The organism is bacterium (assembly GCA_018814885.1).
In the GTDB taxonomy this organism is placed as follows: Bacteria; Krumholzibacteriota; Krumholzibacteriia; order LZORAL124-64-63; family LZORAL124-64-63; genus JAHIYU01.
The window spans coordinates 1-15505 of the sequence record JAHIYU010000160.1 but is presented as its reverse complement, the minus strand read 5'-3'; the positions used below and the strand labels follow the sequence as shown (position 1 = coordinate 15505).

At 64.4% G+C, this 15505-nt stretch carries 11 protein-coding genes and 1 pseudogene; 5 read left to right on the top strand and 7 right to left on the bottom strand.

The annotated features are described in order from the left end of the window. From KJ554_12155 to KJ554_12140, 4 genes are all read right to left on the bottom strand, one after another. Positions 1–807 (bottom strand): hypothetical protein (locus KJ554_12155; protein ID MBU0743084.1); only part of this gene is annotated, 807 nt, incomplete at its 3' end. Beyond that, entirely contained in the window at positions 804–1196 is a 393-nt protein-coding gene (locus tag KJ554_12150; protein ID MBU0743083.1) for a BlaI/MecI/CopY family transcriptional regulator, read from the bottom strand. The genes KJ554_12155 and KJ554_12150, both read right to left, overlap by 4 nt. Before the next feature lie 197 nt (positions 1197–1393). Beyond that, a complete protein-coding gene (locus tag KJ554_12145) occupies positions 1394–2635 on the bottom strand; it encodes a cytochrome c3 family protein (protein ID MBU0743082.1) in 1242 nt (413 codons plus the stop codon). Positions 2636–2993: 358 nt separating this feature from the next. Beyond that, the gene (locus KJ554_12140; protein MBU0743081.1) at positions 2994–4301 is read right to left on the bottom strand and encodes a glucose-6-phosphate isomerase; all 1308 of its coding nucleotides are present in this window, start codon (positions 4299–4301) and stop codon (positions 2994–2996) included. Positions 4302–4500: 199 nt separating this feature from the next. On the opposite strand from KJ554_12140, the gene KJ554_12135 reads away from it, so the two are divergent. Together KJ554_12135 and thiI are read left to right on the top strand one after the other, a co-directional pair. Continuing rightward, the gene (locus KJ554_12135; protein ID MBU0743080.1) at positions 4501–6606 is read left to right on the top strand and encodes a hypothetical protein; all 2106 of its coding nucleotides are present in this window, start codon (positions 4501–4503) and stop codon (positions 6604–6606) included. A 64-nt stretch (positions 6607–6670) separates the two neighbouring features. Beyond that, positions 6671–7888: a tRNA 4-thiouridine(8) synthase ThiI gene (gene thiI, locus KJ554_12130; protein ID MBU0743079.1), complete on the top strand. Its 1218-nt coding sequence runs from the start codon at positions 6671–6673 to the stop codon at positions 7886–7888. On the opposite strand, the gene KJ554_12125 is transcribed toward thiI, so the two are convergent. After that, complete coding sequence (locus tag KJ554_12125) at positions 7877–8491, bottom strand: C40 family peptidase (GenBank protein ID MBU0743078.1); 615 nt, start codon at positions 8489–8491, stop codon at positions 7877–7879. The two genes, thiI and KJ554_12125, sit on opposite strands and share 12 nt — an antisense overlap. A gap of 140 nt (positions 8492–8631) precedes the next feature. On the opposite strand from KJ554_12125, the gene KJ554_12120 reads away from it, so the two are divergent. Beyond that, positions 8632–9984 (top strand): TRAM domain-containing protein, encoded by a 1353-nt coding sequence (locus tag KJ554_12120; GenBank protein ID MBU0743077.1) that lies wholly within the window; start codon positions 8632–8634, stop codon positions 9982–9984. A gap of 65 nt (positions 9985–10049) precedes the next feature. On the opposite strand, the pseudogene KJ554_12115 reads toward KJ554_12120, so the two are convergent. Further along, positions 10050–10875: pseudogene (locus tag KJ554_12115) on the bottom strand (NYN domain-containing protein). 321 nt (positions 10876–11196) lie between these two features. On the opposite strand from KJ554_12115, the gene cas9 reads away from it, so the two are divergent. Together cas9 and cas1 are read left to right on the top strand one after the other, a co-directional pair. Continuing rightward, positions 11197–14358 carry a type II CRISPR RNA-guided endonuclease Cas9 gene (gene cas9, locus KJ554_12110; protein MBU0743076.1) on the top strand — a complete coding sequence of 1054 codons (3162 nt, stop codon included), beginning with the start codon at positions 11197–11199 and terminating at the stop codon, positions 14356–14358. Positions 14359–14404: 46 nt separating this feature from the next. Next, positions 14405–15241: a type II CRISPR-associated endonuclease Cas1 gene (gene cas1 / locus KJ554_12105; protein MBU0743075.1), complete on the top strand. Its 837-nt coding sequence runs from the start codon at positions 14405–14407 to the stop codon at positions 15239–15241. 128 nt (positions 15242–15369) lie between these two features. On the opposite strand, the gene KJ554_12100 is transcribed toward cas1, so the two are convergent. Continuing rightward, the coding region (locus tag KJ554_12100) for a transposase (protein ID MBU0743074.1) at positions 15370–15505 on the bottom strand (136 nt) is incomplete at its 5' end.

Below are 15505 nucleotides of genomic sequence, written 5' to 3'. Positions count from 1 at the left end.
GACGATGCAGGCGAGATTGGCCAGCCACTGGGTCAGGCAATCCCGCCGGCCGACGTGCCCCGCCTCGTGCAGCAGCACTTCGCGCCGCTGCCCGGCGCTCCATTCCTGGCAATCCCTGGGCAGGACGATCACCGGCCGCCGGACGCCCCAGGTCATGGGCGTGATCGAATCGATGCTGCGCCGCAGACGGAGGGCGTCGGGCGGCAAGCCCGCCGACCGCGCCGCGAACGCGGCGTCCTCGCGCCAGTCCGGATCGTCCAGGCTCATGGACCGTCCCACGATCGCGTGCAGCTGCCGCGCGGCGGCGGCGAAGAAGGCGAGCACGGCCAGTGCGCCCGCACCCCAGGCCCAGACGTACCAGGGGACGGCCACGGGAGATGTCGTTCCCGCGGCGCCCGCCCCGGCCTCCGACACCGTTTCCGGCGAGGTCGTCGCCGCGCCGGCGTCCTCGGCCGGCGGTATTTCCGCCGGGAACGGAGCCGCGACATCGACTTCGCTCCGGGTCCCGTCTGCGTCATCCGGAAACCTGACGGAATCCTGCCGCGGATCGGCCAAGCCGAGCAGGGCCGGCCTCAGGTCCGGCACCGCGGCCAGCCGCCAGTCGGGCAGGACGATCATCAGCAACGGCATCAGCAGGCAGCCGGCGATCGCCAGGGTCCAAAGCACGTGGCGGGCCGCTGCGGAGGCGCGGTGCAGCGCCAGGCCGGTCAACGCCGCCACCGCGATCAGCAGCGCGGACTTCAGGGCGAGATCGAGCATCTCTGCGCCCGGGCGGATGCCGCCGTGGAGTGTGAAGATGTCCGTCATGACCGCTCCTTTCTGCGCACCCGTTCGATGAGGTCGGACATGGCCTCGAGTTCCTCGGCGGGGATCTCGGCCGATCGCGTGTCGAGCAACGCCGCCATCATCTTTTCGCGGCTGCCGTCGAAAAAGGTGCGCAGCAGGTTCTGCAGGACCGAACGTCGGGCCTCCTCCCGCGGCACCGTCGGCGCGTACACATAGCGGGGCCCGTCCTGCGCGTGGGTGAGATGCCCCTTGTCCTCCAGGATGCGCAGGTGCGCCCTGATCGACGAGTATCCGGGCGGATCCGCCAGATGTGCGAGCACCTGGTGGGCCGTTGCGGACCCGAGGCGGTAGACGATGTCCATGATCTGGCGTTCACGCCGGCTCAGCCCCAGCTGCGGTTGATCGGTCATGTCCCACCCCTTGATCCGGTTATTGTGAGCGCGACCACTCCGTGCGAATTCATTAGCACTGTGTGAAAAATTTAGCATGCGGCGGCGGCGCCGTCAACACCATTCTGCTAATATTTTAGCACACGGGGAACGCATTGTGGCGCAAAGAGAAGGGGCCGCACAATGGCGGCCCCGTTTCCCAGGCTGTGGGGGGGGAGCTACTTGGAGGCGAGGGCCCTGGTGACAGGCGAGTGGATGCCGCCCTCGCCGGCGTATATGCCCACGCCGAGCACGTAGTCGCTCAGTTCCTGCAGGGGCTTCGGCGAAAAAATGCCGCCGACGCCGTCGTCGTCCCTGTGGCAGCCGTAGCAGGCGAAGTCCAGGGTCACCATGGCCATGCCGTCCACGTCCTCCTGTACGAGAGTGCCCGCGGCGTCGAACATGCCCTCCATCTTGCCCACGGCGTCCGTGTTGATGGCGAAGATGTGCGTGCGGATGTCGCCCACGTAGTCGGGTATCGCCGCGATGGCGGATTTCGAGGCCTTGGGCATGTGGCAGTCGATGCAGGTCGGGAAGCCGTTGTGCTTCATCTGCACCGTGTGGCAGTCCTCGCAGGACGTCGAAGTGCCGACGCCCATCGCGACCGAGTCGAACTTGACCGAACTGTGCGGGTCGTGACAGGCGTTGCAGTCGGGGCCGAGGACCGAGTTGTGCGGCGAGTGCAGCCACTCGTCGTACTGCTCGTGGTGCTGGATGAAACCGCCGCTCGCCGCGATGTGGTTCTCGGCGTCGCGCGTGTGGCACTGGCCGCAGAGGGCGGCCGACGTATCGACCGTCATATCGAAGCCTTCGGGATCGAAGGCGTGCCGGCTGCCCATGCCGTGGCACTGCTCGCAGTGCACGCCGCCGGCGAAGAAGGTGCCCACCAGGCCCGGGAGGCCGTCCTGGTTGTTCTCGGCGACGTCGTCGTCGGACAGCACCCAGCCGGTCGTGTGACAGCGGCCGCAGTCGTACTCGATGGTGCCGATGGGGTCATTGGGATGATAAGCCACGCGGCTGCCGTCCTCGAAGTTGTACTGCGTGTCATCGTTCTGGGTGATGATGTATCCGTTCTCGTCCATCCAGCGCATCTTCCAGCCGTAGCCGCCGATGGTATAGCTGATGTCCGCCCAGGCGTAGCCGGCGGGCGGTTCGATGACGGTCTTGTCCACGCTGTTGAAGGCGGAGAAGGTCGGGAACTTGTCGGTCGGCGCGACGCCGTCGATCTTCGTCAGCTTGTAGGGATGCCCGGAGTCCTGCCAGTTGCCGTGGATCTCGACATGGCACTGGGCGCAGGCGTCGGATCCCTCGAAGGCGAGATCCGGCGGATCCTCCGGCGCCGTCGTGTCGTCGTCGGAGCAGCCTGTCAGTGCCAGCAAGCCGCTCGCCATCAGCAGAAGCAGGTACTTCCTGAAATCCATCGCGTCCTCCTCGTCCATTACATCGGACCCTCGTGAGGGATAGAAGTCGAGCACAGAAGTCTAGGATTCGCAATCTCCCCGGAGATTGCCATAATTTTTTCTCATGCATGACGGAAGAATGACAGAACAACGTAATATGTTATTTCCTCAAGGGATTACAAGATTGGATGTCGTGAGCCACAATCGCCTATCCGGTTACCGTGAATTGTTTTCTGCAAATGAGACCGGGGATTTTTTCGGCAAAAGAAAACAAGAGTCATTGTTCCGTTCGCCTGATGATGTGCCGGTGTTTTTGAAAACGACCCGCTACAATCCCTGTTAACCCTGCGAGAAGGCCCGTCGTGGCCGCGCCCGTTTCTCAGGGCTTGCCCAGCAGCTTGAACATCTCTCGTTTGTACGCCTCGACACCCGGCTGGTCGAAGGGGTTGACGCCGAGCAGGCGCCCGCTCACCGCCACTGCCTTCTCGAAGCAGAAAAGCAGCCCGCCGAGGGACCATTCGTCCAGCTTGCGCATCTCCAGCGATATCACCGGCACGCCGCCTGCACGATGCGCGGCACGCGTGCCTTCGTAGGCCTTGCGGTTGATCTCGTCGAGGCGGCGGCCGACCAGGTAGGCGAGACCGTCCCTGTCGCGATCGGCACCGTCGGCGTCGGGATCCGCCGGCACCGCCAGCCAGGGTTGTCCCGCATCGACCACCAGGAAGGTCTCGAACAGATCACGGCGTCCGTCCTGCAGGTACTGGCCAAGGCTGTGCAGGTCGGTGGTGAAGCGGCAGGAGGCGGGAAAGATCCCCTTGCCTTGCTTGCCCTCGCTCTCGCCGAAGAGCTGCTTCCACCACTCCTGGATGTGACCCAGGTCGCTGTGGAAGGTGCTGAGCACCTCCGTGGTGAAGCCCCGGCCGTAGAGCGCGTGACGGGCGGCGGCGTAGAGGTGGGCCGGGTTGGCGTCGAGCGCGTCGTTCTCGCAGACCGCCGCCATGTCGCCGGCGCCCTCGAGCAGGGCGCGCAGATCGAGGCCGGCCACGGCCAGGGGCCACAGGCCGACGGGCGTGAGCACGGAGAAACGTCCGCCCACGTCGTCGGGTATCGCGTAGGTGTCGTAGCCCTCGGCGTCGGCCATGGCGCGCAGGGCGCCTCGTGCAGAATCCGTGACGGCTGTGATGCGGCGCCGGGCGTTGTCCCGGCCGTAGCGCTCCTCGAGCAGGTTGCGAAACAGGCGGAAGGAGATCGCCGGCTCCAGCGTCGTGCCGGACTTGGAGATGACACACAGACGCAGGTCGCGGTCGCCGATCCTGCGCAGCAGCCTCCCCAGGCCGGCCGAGCACAGATGGGTTCCCGCGAAGACGATTTCCGGCCCCGAGGTCCTGTCGGCCAGGGCCGACAGGACGGCCTGCGCGCCCAGGTACGAACCGCCGATGCCGATCACGACCACGACGTCGCAATCCGCGCGCGCCCTCCCGGCCGCATCCTCCAGGCGATGCAATTCGGGGCCCGGCACGGCGCGCGGCAAGTCGAGCCAGCCCAGAAAATCGGCGCCCGGCCCCTCCCGGCGCGCGATCTCCGCGCCGATGGCGCGCACGGGGCCGGAAAGCGAGGAAATCGCATTTTCGGGCAGAAACGGCAGCAAGCCGTCGATATGAAGCGATAATGCTCCCGCATGCGACATGATCGGTCACCCTTCGCGTCCCAAATGATCGAGCTTCAACGAACTTGTGGCCCGGGGTGTGCTATGATATAAGATTCATCGAAGGGTCACGAGTTCATTCTGTGGCACCGTCGAGAGAGAGACAACGGGGTTCTTTGCGAACGCAGCCTGAGGTATGACAGCTACTCGCCCAACAGGGAAATTCCCCCGTACTGCGCTTGTGTGCGCCTGGCTCCTGGTGCCGTGCGCGGTTCTCGGTGCGGCCGGCGACGGGCCGGGCCCCGATTCGTGGCTGCACGAGGGCAAGGGAACGCCCCGCGGCGCGCATGACGTGACGATCGCGCCCGACAAGGCGCCCACCACGCACCCCCTGCAGGACCAGTTCGACGTCCTGCACTACACCCACTTCCTGAGGCTGGAATTCGACACCCAGTCGATCCTCGGAACGACCCTGATCACCTTCACGCCCGTGGAAAACGACGTGGAGATGCTCGTGCTGGATTTCACCGACGACATGACGTTCGCCTCCGCCGCATTGCTCGATCCGTGGTACACGCCGTTGACCCTCTCCCGCGACGAAGATCGTGTCTTCATACAATTGCCCGCGGCCTACGGCCCGACCGATACGCTCAACGCGATCGTCACCTTCAGCGGCGCGCCGCAGCCCGACGGCGTCTACGGCCTCCGGTTCACCACGCGCGAGGACGGCAAGCTGGTGGCGGCCAGCGTCAGCGAGCCCTGGAGCGCCCGCAGCTGGTGGCCGTGCAAGGACGATCCGCGCGACAAGGCCACCTACGACGTCTCGCTCTATGTCCCTGATGGGGTCACCGGCGTCTCCAACGGCGCGGAACTATCGTCGCCCCCCACGCACCCCTACCTGCCCGCGGAAGGCCGGGCGCTGGCGGACGCGGTGCTCCCCGGCGGATTCGCGGACAAGTCCTACGCGGTCAGCTACTGGCAGGAGACGCGCCCGATCTCCACCTATCACTTCTGTGTCGCGGCCTCCGAATACGCGCGCCTGGACGACGCATATGTCTCGGTCTCCGGCGACACCCTGCAGATCACCAACTTCGTGTACCCGGATCTGGTGCCGCAGGCCGAGATCGACTTCGCCCCCTTGAACGACATGCTCGCCTGGTGCGAGAACATGTTCGGCCCCTACCCCTTCCCCGGCGAAAAGTACGGTCACGTCCTCTTCGACTGGAACGGGGCCATGGAACACCCCACGGCCACCACCTATTCGTCCCAGTTTCTGACCGGCGACAACTACTTCGATACGATCGTCATGCACGAACTGGCCCACCAGTGGTTCGGCAACCTGGTCACGTGCGCCAACTGGACCCACACCTGGCTCAACGAGGGCTTCGCCACCTACGTCGAGGGACTCTGGCGGGAATACAAGTACGGCGCCAACTCCCTCAAGTGGTTCATGCGGGCGCGCAGCGTCTTCACCTGGTGGAACGGGCCGCTGGTCCGGGACGCGAGCAACGACAACCCCTGGTACTACTTCCACGAAATGGTCTACCACAAGGGCGCCTGGCTGCTGCACATGCTGCGCAAGGAACTCGGCGACCAGGACTTCTTCGACATCCTGCGGCACTTCCCGCACCAGGAAGACACGTCCTACGGCACCGCGGACACGGATGATTTCATAGCATTCTGCGAGAGCCGGACCGGCCGGGAGCTGTCCGCCTTCTTCGACCAGTGGCTGTACCGCGAGACCTGCCCCGAACTCAGCATCCGGTGGTACAACATCGAGGTCGGCGGCGAACCCCGCGTCAACATCGAGATCAGCCAGATCCAGCCCACCGATCCGGTCTACGGCGACGCGCCGTTCGTCCTCGACATGGACATCAGGCTGGAGGGCGACGCCGGCAACGTCTCGACCGAGATCAGGATCGCCAGACGGTGGCAGATCATCCAGCTTCATGTTCCGGGAGAAATGGAGACCCTGGTCCTGGATCCCGGCGGCTGGCTGCTTTTCTCCACCGACATCGCCACCGCGGCGGGCCCGTCTTCCGACGAGCCGCTGACCCTGCAATTGAGGGATCCCTCGCCCAACCCCTTCACGGGCCGCGGCGTCATCGCCTGGACCACCTCGCGACCGAGCCGCGACGTGCTCTCCCTCTACGACCTGCGCGGGCGCCAGGTGCGCGACTGGCGCCTGGCGCATGCCGACGCCGGCGCCCGCAGCGTCGCCTGGGACGGTCGCGACCGCGACGGCCACCCGTTGGCCACGGGCACCTACTTCTACACCGTCACCTCCCGCCCCGCCGACGGCGGCGCCCCCCTGCGCCGCACCGGCAAGATCACCCTGGCGCGCTGACGCCTGGCATCGAAGCTCAAAACTGCTACACTTGCAGGTGAACGACCCCCGACGGAGGAACGCCGTGTCCGACGCCCTGCCCGTGATCAGCGCCCATTACGCCGAGATCGCCCTCAAGGGGCGCAACCGGCACATGTTCATCAAGCGCCTGAAGAACAACATGTTCCGGGCGCTCGTCGGCGAACCGGTGCGCGCCATCAACCACGTCGAGAGCAGGCTGCTGGTCCGGCTCGAAGAGGCCGGAGCCCTGGACCGCGTCGCGGAGAAGCTGCAGCGGGTGTTCGGCATCCAGTGGCTGTCGGCGTCGGTGCCGGTGCCGCGCACGGACGATCCCGCGGCCGACCTGGTCCGCGTGGGCGAGGTGGCGGCGGCGCTGGCCGGACGCGATGCGGCGGGCGCCGCCAGCTTCCGCGTGGACGCCAGGCGGTCGGACAAGAGCTTCCCCCTGGATTCGCAGGCGATCAACACGCGCGTGGGCGCCGACCTGCAGCGATCCCTCGGGCTGCCGGTCAAGCTGGACGGGGCCGATTACGTGGCGTACCTGCTGGTCCTGCAGAAGGAGATCCTGGTCTTCACCCGGAAGATCGGCGGCGGCGGCGGCCTGCCCGTGGGCGCCAGCGGCCGAGTCACGGTCCTGTTCTCGGGCGGCATCGACTCGCCGGTGGCCGCCTGGATGCTCATGAAGCGCGGCTGCCGGCCCGAACTCGTCCATTTCTTCCCCGGCCGGACGATCCTGGAGGCCAAGGTCGACAAGATCGAGCGACTCGCGGCGATCCTGGCGTCCTGGTCGCCGCGCCCGCTGGTCCTGCACCTGGTTCCCGCCTTCCCCTACGAGGCCCGCTCGGTCGGCAGGGTCGAGGACGCCTACGACATGGTGCTGTTCCGCCGCTACATGGTGAAGACGGCGGCCCGTCTCGCCCGCCGCGAGAACTGCCTGGCCCTGGTGACCGGCGACAGCGTGGGCCAGGTGGCCAGCCAGACGCTGCACAACCTGCGCGCCATCGGCCCCGACCTGACCCTGCCCGTTCTGCGCCCGCTGGCCGGCCTGGACAAGGTGGAGATCACCGCCCTGAGCCGCCGCATCGGCACCTACGAGACGTCCATCGAGCCGTACCGGGACTGCTGTTCGATCCGCTCGCCGCGACCGGTGCTCAACGCGCGGCCGGACGACCTGCTGGCGCTGTCGGCGGAGATCGGGCTGGACGAGGCCGTGGACGAGGCCGTGCGGTCGAGCGTCAAGGTGAGGATCGGACCGGAGGGCGTGCTTGAATCAGCCGGCTAGCCGAGGAGCCTGCAGCACCCGCCTGACGGTCTGCACGCGCCGCCGCCACCAGGGATTGTCGATGCTGTCGGTGCGGATGTACTTGCCCGAGCCGGGCGCGTGCACGAACTCTCCCTTGCCCACGTAGATGCCCACGTGAGAGATGACGTTCCTGTCGATGCGGAAGAAGATGAGGTCGCCGCGCAGCATGGTCCGCAGGGTCGTGGCGCCGCCGGACCGCGACTGGCCGTACGCCGTGCGCGGCAGGTCCACGCCGACCTCCTGGTAGACGTACCGCACCAGGCCGCTGCAGTCGAAGCCCTCGGGCGTGACGCCGCCGTAGCGGTACGGCGTGCCCAGGAACGACAGGGCGATGGCGCAGACCTGGTCGGCGGGCGACTGCGTGCGGTCGATCTCTGGCCGGCCGCGGGGGGGATGATGCGTGTCCCGGGCGGGGGAGGTCGCGATGCGCTCGCGGGCCGGGGGCGGCGGGGCGTCCACGGCGGACAGCCGTCCGCGGCGGTGCGGCGCGCAGCCGGACGGCAGGACGCAGGCGGACAGCACGATGAGTACCGCCGCCGCCAGGGACTTCCGTGTCCGCCATCCGGCATCCATGCCGGCCATTGTAGAGAATATCCGGTTCATTGTCACGACCCGGCCTTGCAAGAAACGTGCAAGCCCGACGCCGCCGAGCCGCCCATCTTGGCAGGTCGGCCGCGCGGTGTTAGGTTGAACCCTCCCCACAACCGGACAGAAGGCGAGACATGAAAGACGACGCCGTCAACTCACAGCCCGACAGCTTCGAAACCGTCATCGACAAGCTGGTGACCGGCGGGGCCGGCCTGGGCCACACGCCCGAGGGCCTGGCGGCCTTCGTTCGCGGCGTCGTGCCCGGCGAGCGCGTGCGCGTCCGCGTGACCCGTCGCAAGAAGGGCTTCGTGCAGGCGGAGCCGACGGACATCCTCGAGGCGTCGCCCGACCGCGTCGAGCCGCCCCTGGGCGAGATCGGCGCCCTGTCCGGCTGCGACCTGCAGCACATGTCCATCGCGGCGCAGCGACGCGCCAAGACCGACATCGTGCGCGACTGCTTCCGGCGGCTGGGCAAGGCGGATCCCGGCGAGAGGCTGGCCGCGCCCGAACCGGCCGGCCCCGCGCTGGGCTACCGCAACAAGCTGCGGCTGTGGCGCTCGCCCACCGGCCAGTACGGCGTGCGCCGCAAGGGCAGCCACGACGTGCTCGCCATCGACCGTCACGGACTCATGCCGGACCTCTTCAACGACGAGGTGCTGCCCTTCCTGCTGACCCTGCCGCCGGCGGACGAGGCGGTGGCGCGCCTGGACGGGCAGGGCGGTTTCCTGCTCTCGCTCTTCGGTCCTCCCGGCCGCCTGCGCGCGCTCAAGGCCGTGCTCAAGGATCTGCCGGCCGGCGAAGCGCCGCACCCGGCCTGCGTCGGCATCCTGTACAACAACCGCCCGGCCTGGGGCCGCGATCACCTGCTGGTCAAGACGGCCGGGCGCACCTTCCGCGTGAACGCCGGCAGCTTCTTCCAGGTCAACTACGCCGAGGCGGCGGCGGCCGTCTCGCTGGCGCGCGGCTGGCTGGACGAGGCGGGCGTCACGGCCGACGCGCCCGGCGGCGCCCTGGCGGATCTCTTCTGCGGGGTGGGCCTGTTCGCCGCCTGCCTGGGGGACCGGTTCGCGCGGGTGATCGGCGTGGAGAACGACGAGCGCGCCGTCCGCGACGCGCGCAACAACCTGCTGCGGGACCGTCGGACCGGCGACGAGGTCGAGGTCGTCTGCGCCGACGCGGCGGCCGTGCTGGCCCGCTGGCGCGAGGGCGACTGGCGCGACGGCGATCTGCGCTACAAGGCCCCGGACTGGCCCCTCGCCACGGTCGTCCTCGACCCGCCGCGCACCGGGCTGGGCGACGCGGCGGCCGCGATCCTGGCGGCCCTGGGGCCGGCCCGCATCATCTACATGAGCTGCGACCCGGCCACCCTGGCGCGCGACAGCGCGACCCTGGCGGCCGGCGGCTACGGGCTCGCCCGCGCCCGCGTGATCGACATGTTCCCGCAGACGAGCCACGTGGAGTGCCTGGCGGAGCTGGTGCGCAGATGATCCTGGTCAGCGCCGAACGTCCTGGCGGGAGGGCTGTGCGGCGCGTCAGTGGAGGCTGCCCGATCTCATTCGCCCCCCGTCACAGACATATCCACCGCCTGTAAGCCCTCGTTGTCCCCCTCGCCTGGGGCCAGAGTGAACTCGAAGACGATGTTACGGCTCGGCAGCTGCCGGAACGAGATGTCCGGCGGCAATCTCGAGTCGTGGAAAAAGACGCTCATGAAGGGACTGTCGTCCCGGCGGGTGTCGGTGATCCATATGCGTCCCGAAGCCGATTTCATCACGCGCAGAAAACCATAGCCCTCGTGATGGGAATAGCAGTAGCCCCGCACGCGCGAACCGACCTCGCCCCACGGTATCGAGACATCGCCACCAGCACCCGACAACAGGCCCGGCACGATGTAACCTGAAACGAACATGTCCGCCTCCCGCCTCAGTTCACCGGACACGTTGCGGAAAGCCAACACCTCCACACGGCAGCCCTTGTTCTGGATGGCCTGTACAACCCTGACGAAATCTCCGTCGCCGGAGACCAACAGGATTCGATCGAGCTTGGCGGACTGCAGGAGAGCATCCACGGCCAGATCCAGGTCGGCGTTCGCCTTACCGACGCGACCACCGCGCTCGTCCCGATACCAGCGCACCTCCTTGCGAATCGCCTTGTAACCGTAGTCGCCAAGCGCCGACTCGAACCGTAGCTGGCGGTTGCGGTATTCGTAGTCCTCGCGCGCGCTCCGGGTCGTAGACTACGTATGCGTTGAGGCGCATGGCCTCGCCGCCGTCCCGGCACGCGAACTCCCGCAGCACGTCGTAGCGCATGCCGCGACCACCGTTCATCGCGATGTTCACGCTGTCGACGTAGACGCCGACGCGGGTGGCCGTGCCGACCATATGATCACCCCCTCGGGATGCCCTTGCGGTGATGTTGGCACACCCGGATGTGATTTGCGCGTTGTCATTATCGAGTCTACGGGCCTATTGAAATCACACCTCAAAACACGCTACAATGATCACGTATTCGGATTCGATAACCGCCCCTCGCCCACAATAGAGATGCGCCCCCACTGGGAGGGCGCAAAGGTCGCTCTATGAGCGTGGCCTTGCGTGACGAATGTCGCTTACTATGACTTGCCAATTAGGTAAGGACAATCGCCGCTCTGGTACACTGACGACAGTATCTCATTACTGTAATTCGGATGTCAAGGGGGAACCATGCCTAGACTGAAGACATCGGATCTCGTTCTCGGGCTCGACATCGGCACGAACTCAATCGGATGGGCATTGCTGAGAGAAGATGGTGACGATAAGCCATGTGAGATCGTACACGCGGGCGTGCGCATCTTCGAGGCCGGCGTCGAAGGCATGGAGAAGGACGGCCGCGGCGATCCGCGCAACAAGACTCGTCGAGATGCGCGCGGTGTCCGCCGCCGTCTCGAACGCCGCGCCAGGCGCAAGAGCGTCTTGTTTCACAGGCTCCAGAAAGTCGGACTGCTCCCCCCGACTCCCGAGCATCTCGACCCGCTCATCGATCCGCGCAAACCAAACCGTGCGCAAGAACGCCACTCGGTGATACAGCCTCTAGATCGGAAGCTGCTGAGTGAATGGCCCGAGCGATTCGGCGAGGAAGCAGATCCGGCCCTGCTGCCCTACATGCTACGCGCACGCGCACTGGATGATAAATTGGAGCGACATGAACTCGGTCGCGCACTCTACCACTTGGCCCAAAGGCGCGGTTTCAAGAGCAACCGCAAGGCCGACAGGGACGAGAAAGATGAAGGCGTCGTCAAAGAAGGCATCAGCGATCTCCACAAGCGGATGAAAGAAACCGGTGCGAGAACGCTGGGAGAGTTCTTCGCGAAGAGGGATCCCCATCTTAGGCGAATCCGACAGCAATGGACCGCCAGGGCCATGTTCGAGGATGAGTTCGAACAGATTTGGCGAGCGCAGGTGCCGCATCACCCCGACCTCCTGTCGGACGACCTTAAGAAGACCATCATCGATGCAACGTTCAAACAACGCCCCCTGAAGTCCCAGAAACACCTCATCGGTAAGTGCGAGCTGGAGAAGGATCGGCACCGCGCACCCTGGTGCTGTCTAGACGCGCAGCGCTTCCGCTTCCTGCAACGGGTCAACGATCTCGAAATCTACATGGAGGGGGAGATACCAAGGCCGCTGACCCAAGACGAACGAGAGGCAGTCATAGCGCTCCTGGAATCGAAAGCCAGCGCTACCTTCCGACAGATTGCCAAGGTAATCGGCCAGAGGAAGGCGCATTTCAATCTGGAGCACGGCGGCGAGAAATCTCTGCCGGGCAATAAAACTGCTTCACATATGCGGAAAGTGTTCGGCGATCGCTGGAATCATTTCTCGCACGGGGAACAGAGCGCGATAATCGACGACCTGCACAGCATCGAGAAGCCGGAAACGGCCACCAAGAGAGGTATTGAAGCCTACGGTCTCGACGAGGAAACAGCCGGGGTCTTCAGCGTACTCCGCCTGGAGGAGGGCTACTGCAACTTCTCCCGAAAGGCATTGAGACGCTTACTGCCCGAGCTGGAGAAAGGAATGAGGCTGCAGGCCGCCATCAAACAGATCTACAATGTCCAGCAAGAAGTTAAAGATCCTCTCGACATGCTTCCCCCGCTGCAAGACGTGTTAACCGAACTCCGAAATCCCGTCGTTGCCCGCGCACTCTCCGAACTGCGAAAAGTCGTCAATGCCATCGTGCGGAAATACGGCAAGCCTAAAAGAATCAGGATCGAGCTGGCACGAGACGTGAGAAATTCTCCAAAGCGCCGACAAGACATCATCAAGCGAAACCGGGACAACGAGAAAGTGCGCGAAAAGGCCACGGCGATACTCGTCGATTATGGAATCGGGAATCCATCAAGAAACGACGTCATGAAGTATCTCTTGGCCGAGGAAAGTCGATGGTTGTGTCCATATACGGGCAAGCAGATCAGCATGGACGCTCTGTTCGGTCCGAATCCTCAATTCGACATCGAGCATATCATTCCGTACGAACGCAGCCTGGATAACTCGTACATGAACAAGACACTCTGCGAGTTGCACGAGAATCGTCATGTGAAGCAGGGGCGCACGCCATACGAGACCTATGCGAGCAACACCGAGACGTGGTCGGCCATCCTGACTAGGATCAGCGGCATTTCGGGGCTGCCGCGCGGCAAAGTATGGCGCTTCACCATGGACGATGACGAGATAGAGCGTTTTCTTGAGGATTTTACCCATCAACAGCTCACCGACACCGCATATGCATCGCGTCTGGCAGCTCAATATCTAGGCTGCCTGTACGGCGGTGATATCGACGCGGACCGAAAGCGTCGCATTCACGTGGTCAACGGTCGCGCCACATGGATCATCCGCAACGAACTCGACCTTAACGCCATCCTGGGTGATGGGGGGCTCAAGAGCCGCAACGATCACAGACATCACGCCGTCGATGCGATCGTGATCGCCATGACTACTCCGGGCATGATCAAGAACCTTAGTCGCGCGGCCCAGGCGGCGGCCAAGAGCGGCATTCGCACGTACGGTCTGGTCGAGAAGCCTTGGGACACGTTCTGGCGCGACGCCAATATCGCGATCGAAGATATCATCGTGTCCCATCGCGTCGACCACAGGGTGCAAGGCGGATTGCACGAAGAATCGTTCTACAGCCCGTCGAGAAACGAGGACGGCGTGATCGAAGATGGTGGTAAATACGTCCACATTCGCAAGCCTCTCGTCTCGCTGACCGGCAAGGACATCGACAACATAGTCGATCCGGTCGTGCGTGAACTCGTGCGCGAGGCGGCCGACGGTGTCGCGCCGTCAAAGGTTTTTAGCGACGCCGCAAAAATGCCAGCCTACCCGGGCGGTAACGACAAGCCCCGCACTATCAAGAAGGTGCGCATAAGAAAAGCCCAATCGACGTTGAAGATGGGCAGTGGCGGCGGCGCCCGGTACGTGGCAGCCGGCTCGAATCACCATATCGAGATTCTCGAGGCGAAGGACGGGCGCGGCAACCCCAAGTGGGAGGGCGTCGTCGTCAGCCGCCATGAGGCGATGCAACGCAAGCGTCGGGGCGAACAGATCGTCCAGCGTGATCATGGAGCAGACAGGCGGTTCGTTTTTTCACTGTGCGGGGGGGATATTCTAGAACTCACAAACGACGAAAACAAAGAGCTTTTCAAGGTTCGAAAGATATCCGAGTACGCAACGGGACAGAGAGTAATCTCAGGTGTACCTTTAAATGACGCGAGGAAAGTGAAGGATCTATCGTTCCTACATAAGACACCCGACCCTCTCCGAAAAATGTGTTGCAGGAAAGTCTGCGTTGATCCACTTGGCGAAGTGAGGTACGCGAATGACTGATCGGATCCTCGACCTATCGGAGGAGCCGGCGTTTCTGAAACTCAGGATGAACAACATCATCGTCGAGCGGGAGGGCATGGACCCCATCTCGATACACCTCCCCGAAGTCGCGGCTATCGTCGCATCCCACAAGAGGGTGGTCTTCACCCAGTCGGTTCTGGCTGGCGTTGCAGGCAACAACGGCATCGTCGTTGTCTGTGACGACAAGTTCATGCCGGTCGGCATGATGCTACCTCTCCGGGGCAACTCGCTTCAAAGCGAGAAGTTCGCTCAGCAAGCCGCCGCGGCCCTGCCCGTCAAGAAGAGGATCTGGCGACAACTGGTCATCGCAAAGGTAAGGGCGCAGGGGCGCTTGCTGAAGGAGTTAAACGGCGACGACTCCGGGTTGATGGCCATGGCCAAGAAAGTGAAATCGGGCGACAGCACGAACGTGGAAGCCCAGGCCGCGCGCAGATACTGGGTGTCGCTCTTCGGCGACGACATTTTCCATCGCCATCGAGACGGCGAGGACCAGAACCGTTTTCTCAATTACGGATATTCCGTCCTGCGCGCCATCGTCACGCGCGCCATCTGCGCAACAGGACTGCATCCCGCGCTCGGAGTCCACCATCACAACCGCTACGACACCTTCTGCCTGTCGGACGACATCATCGAGCCCTTCAGGCCCATCGTCGACAGGGCCGTACATCACGTCGTCAAGGAAAGGGGGGCGGATGCACCCATGGATCAGGCTCTACGGTACGCATTGATCCGCCCCCTATATGACAAGTACTCGGTCAGCGGGGAGTCGCGCACGCTCTTCGATGCTCTGACCCGGACGAGCGCCTCTCTGGCCGAGGTGTTCGCCGGGAACAAAACTAAGATCCTGCTGCCAGAAATCTAGATACGGCACCATGCGTCGGCGCAATCCTCAAGGGAGGTTGCTCATGTCCGACTCGAGATTCACACCATCGGGGTATAAAGCCATGTGGCTGTTCGCGATGTTCGATCTGCCGGTGAAGGAAAAAAGGCTCATCCGGCTGAAGCGTAGTTGGCCTCGTGCAGGGCATAGATCTTTAGCTTGAAGAACTCGGGGTCACGGAAGCCATAGGCTTGCCTCTGCATGAGTTTGATTTTGGTGTTTGTTCCCTCCAGGGCGGCGGTCGAG

Coding starts and splice junctions, on each gene's coding strand:
- KJ554_12150 (MBU0743083.1), bottom strand. CDS start 1,196: ATGACCGATCAACCGCAGCTGGGGCTGAGCCGGCGTGAACGCCAGATC.
- KJ554_12140 (MBU0743081.1), bottom strand. CDS start 4,301: ATGTCGCATGCGGGAGCATTATCGCTTCATATCGACGGCTTGCTGCCG.
- cas9 (MBU0743076.1), top strand. CDS start 11,197: ATGCCTAGACTGAAGACATCGGATCTCGTTCTCGGGCTCGACATCGGC.
- KJ554_12145 (MBU0743082.1), bottom strand. CDS start 2,635: ATGGATTTCAGGAAGTACCTGCTTCTGCTGATGGCGAGCGGCTTGCTG.
- KJ554_12125 (MBU0743078.1), bottom strand. CDS start 8,491: ATGGCCGGCATGGATGCCGGATGGCGGACACGGAAGTCCCTGGCGGCG.
- cas1 (MBU0743075.1), top strand. CDS start 14,405: ATGAACAACATCATCGTCGAGCGGGAGGGCATGGACCCCATCTCGATA.
- KJ554_12120 (MBU0743077.1), top strand. CDS start 8,632: ATGAAAGACGACGCCGTCAACTCACAGCCCGACAGCTTCGAAACCGTC.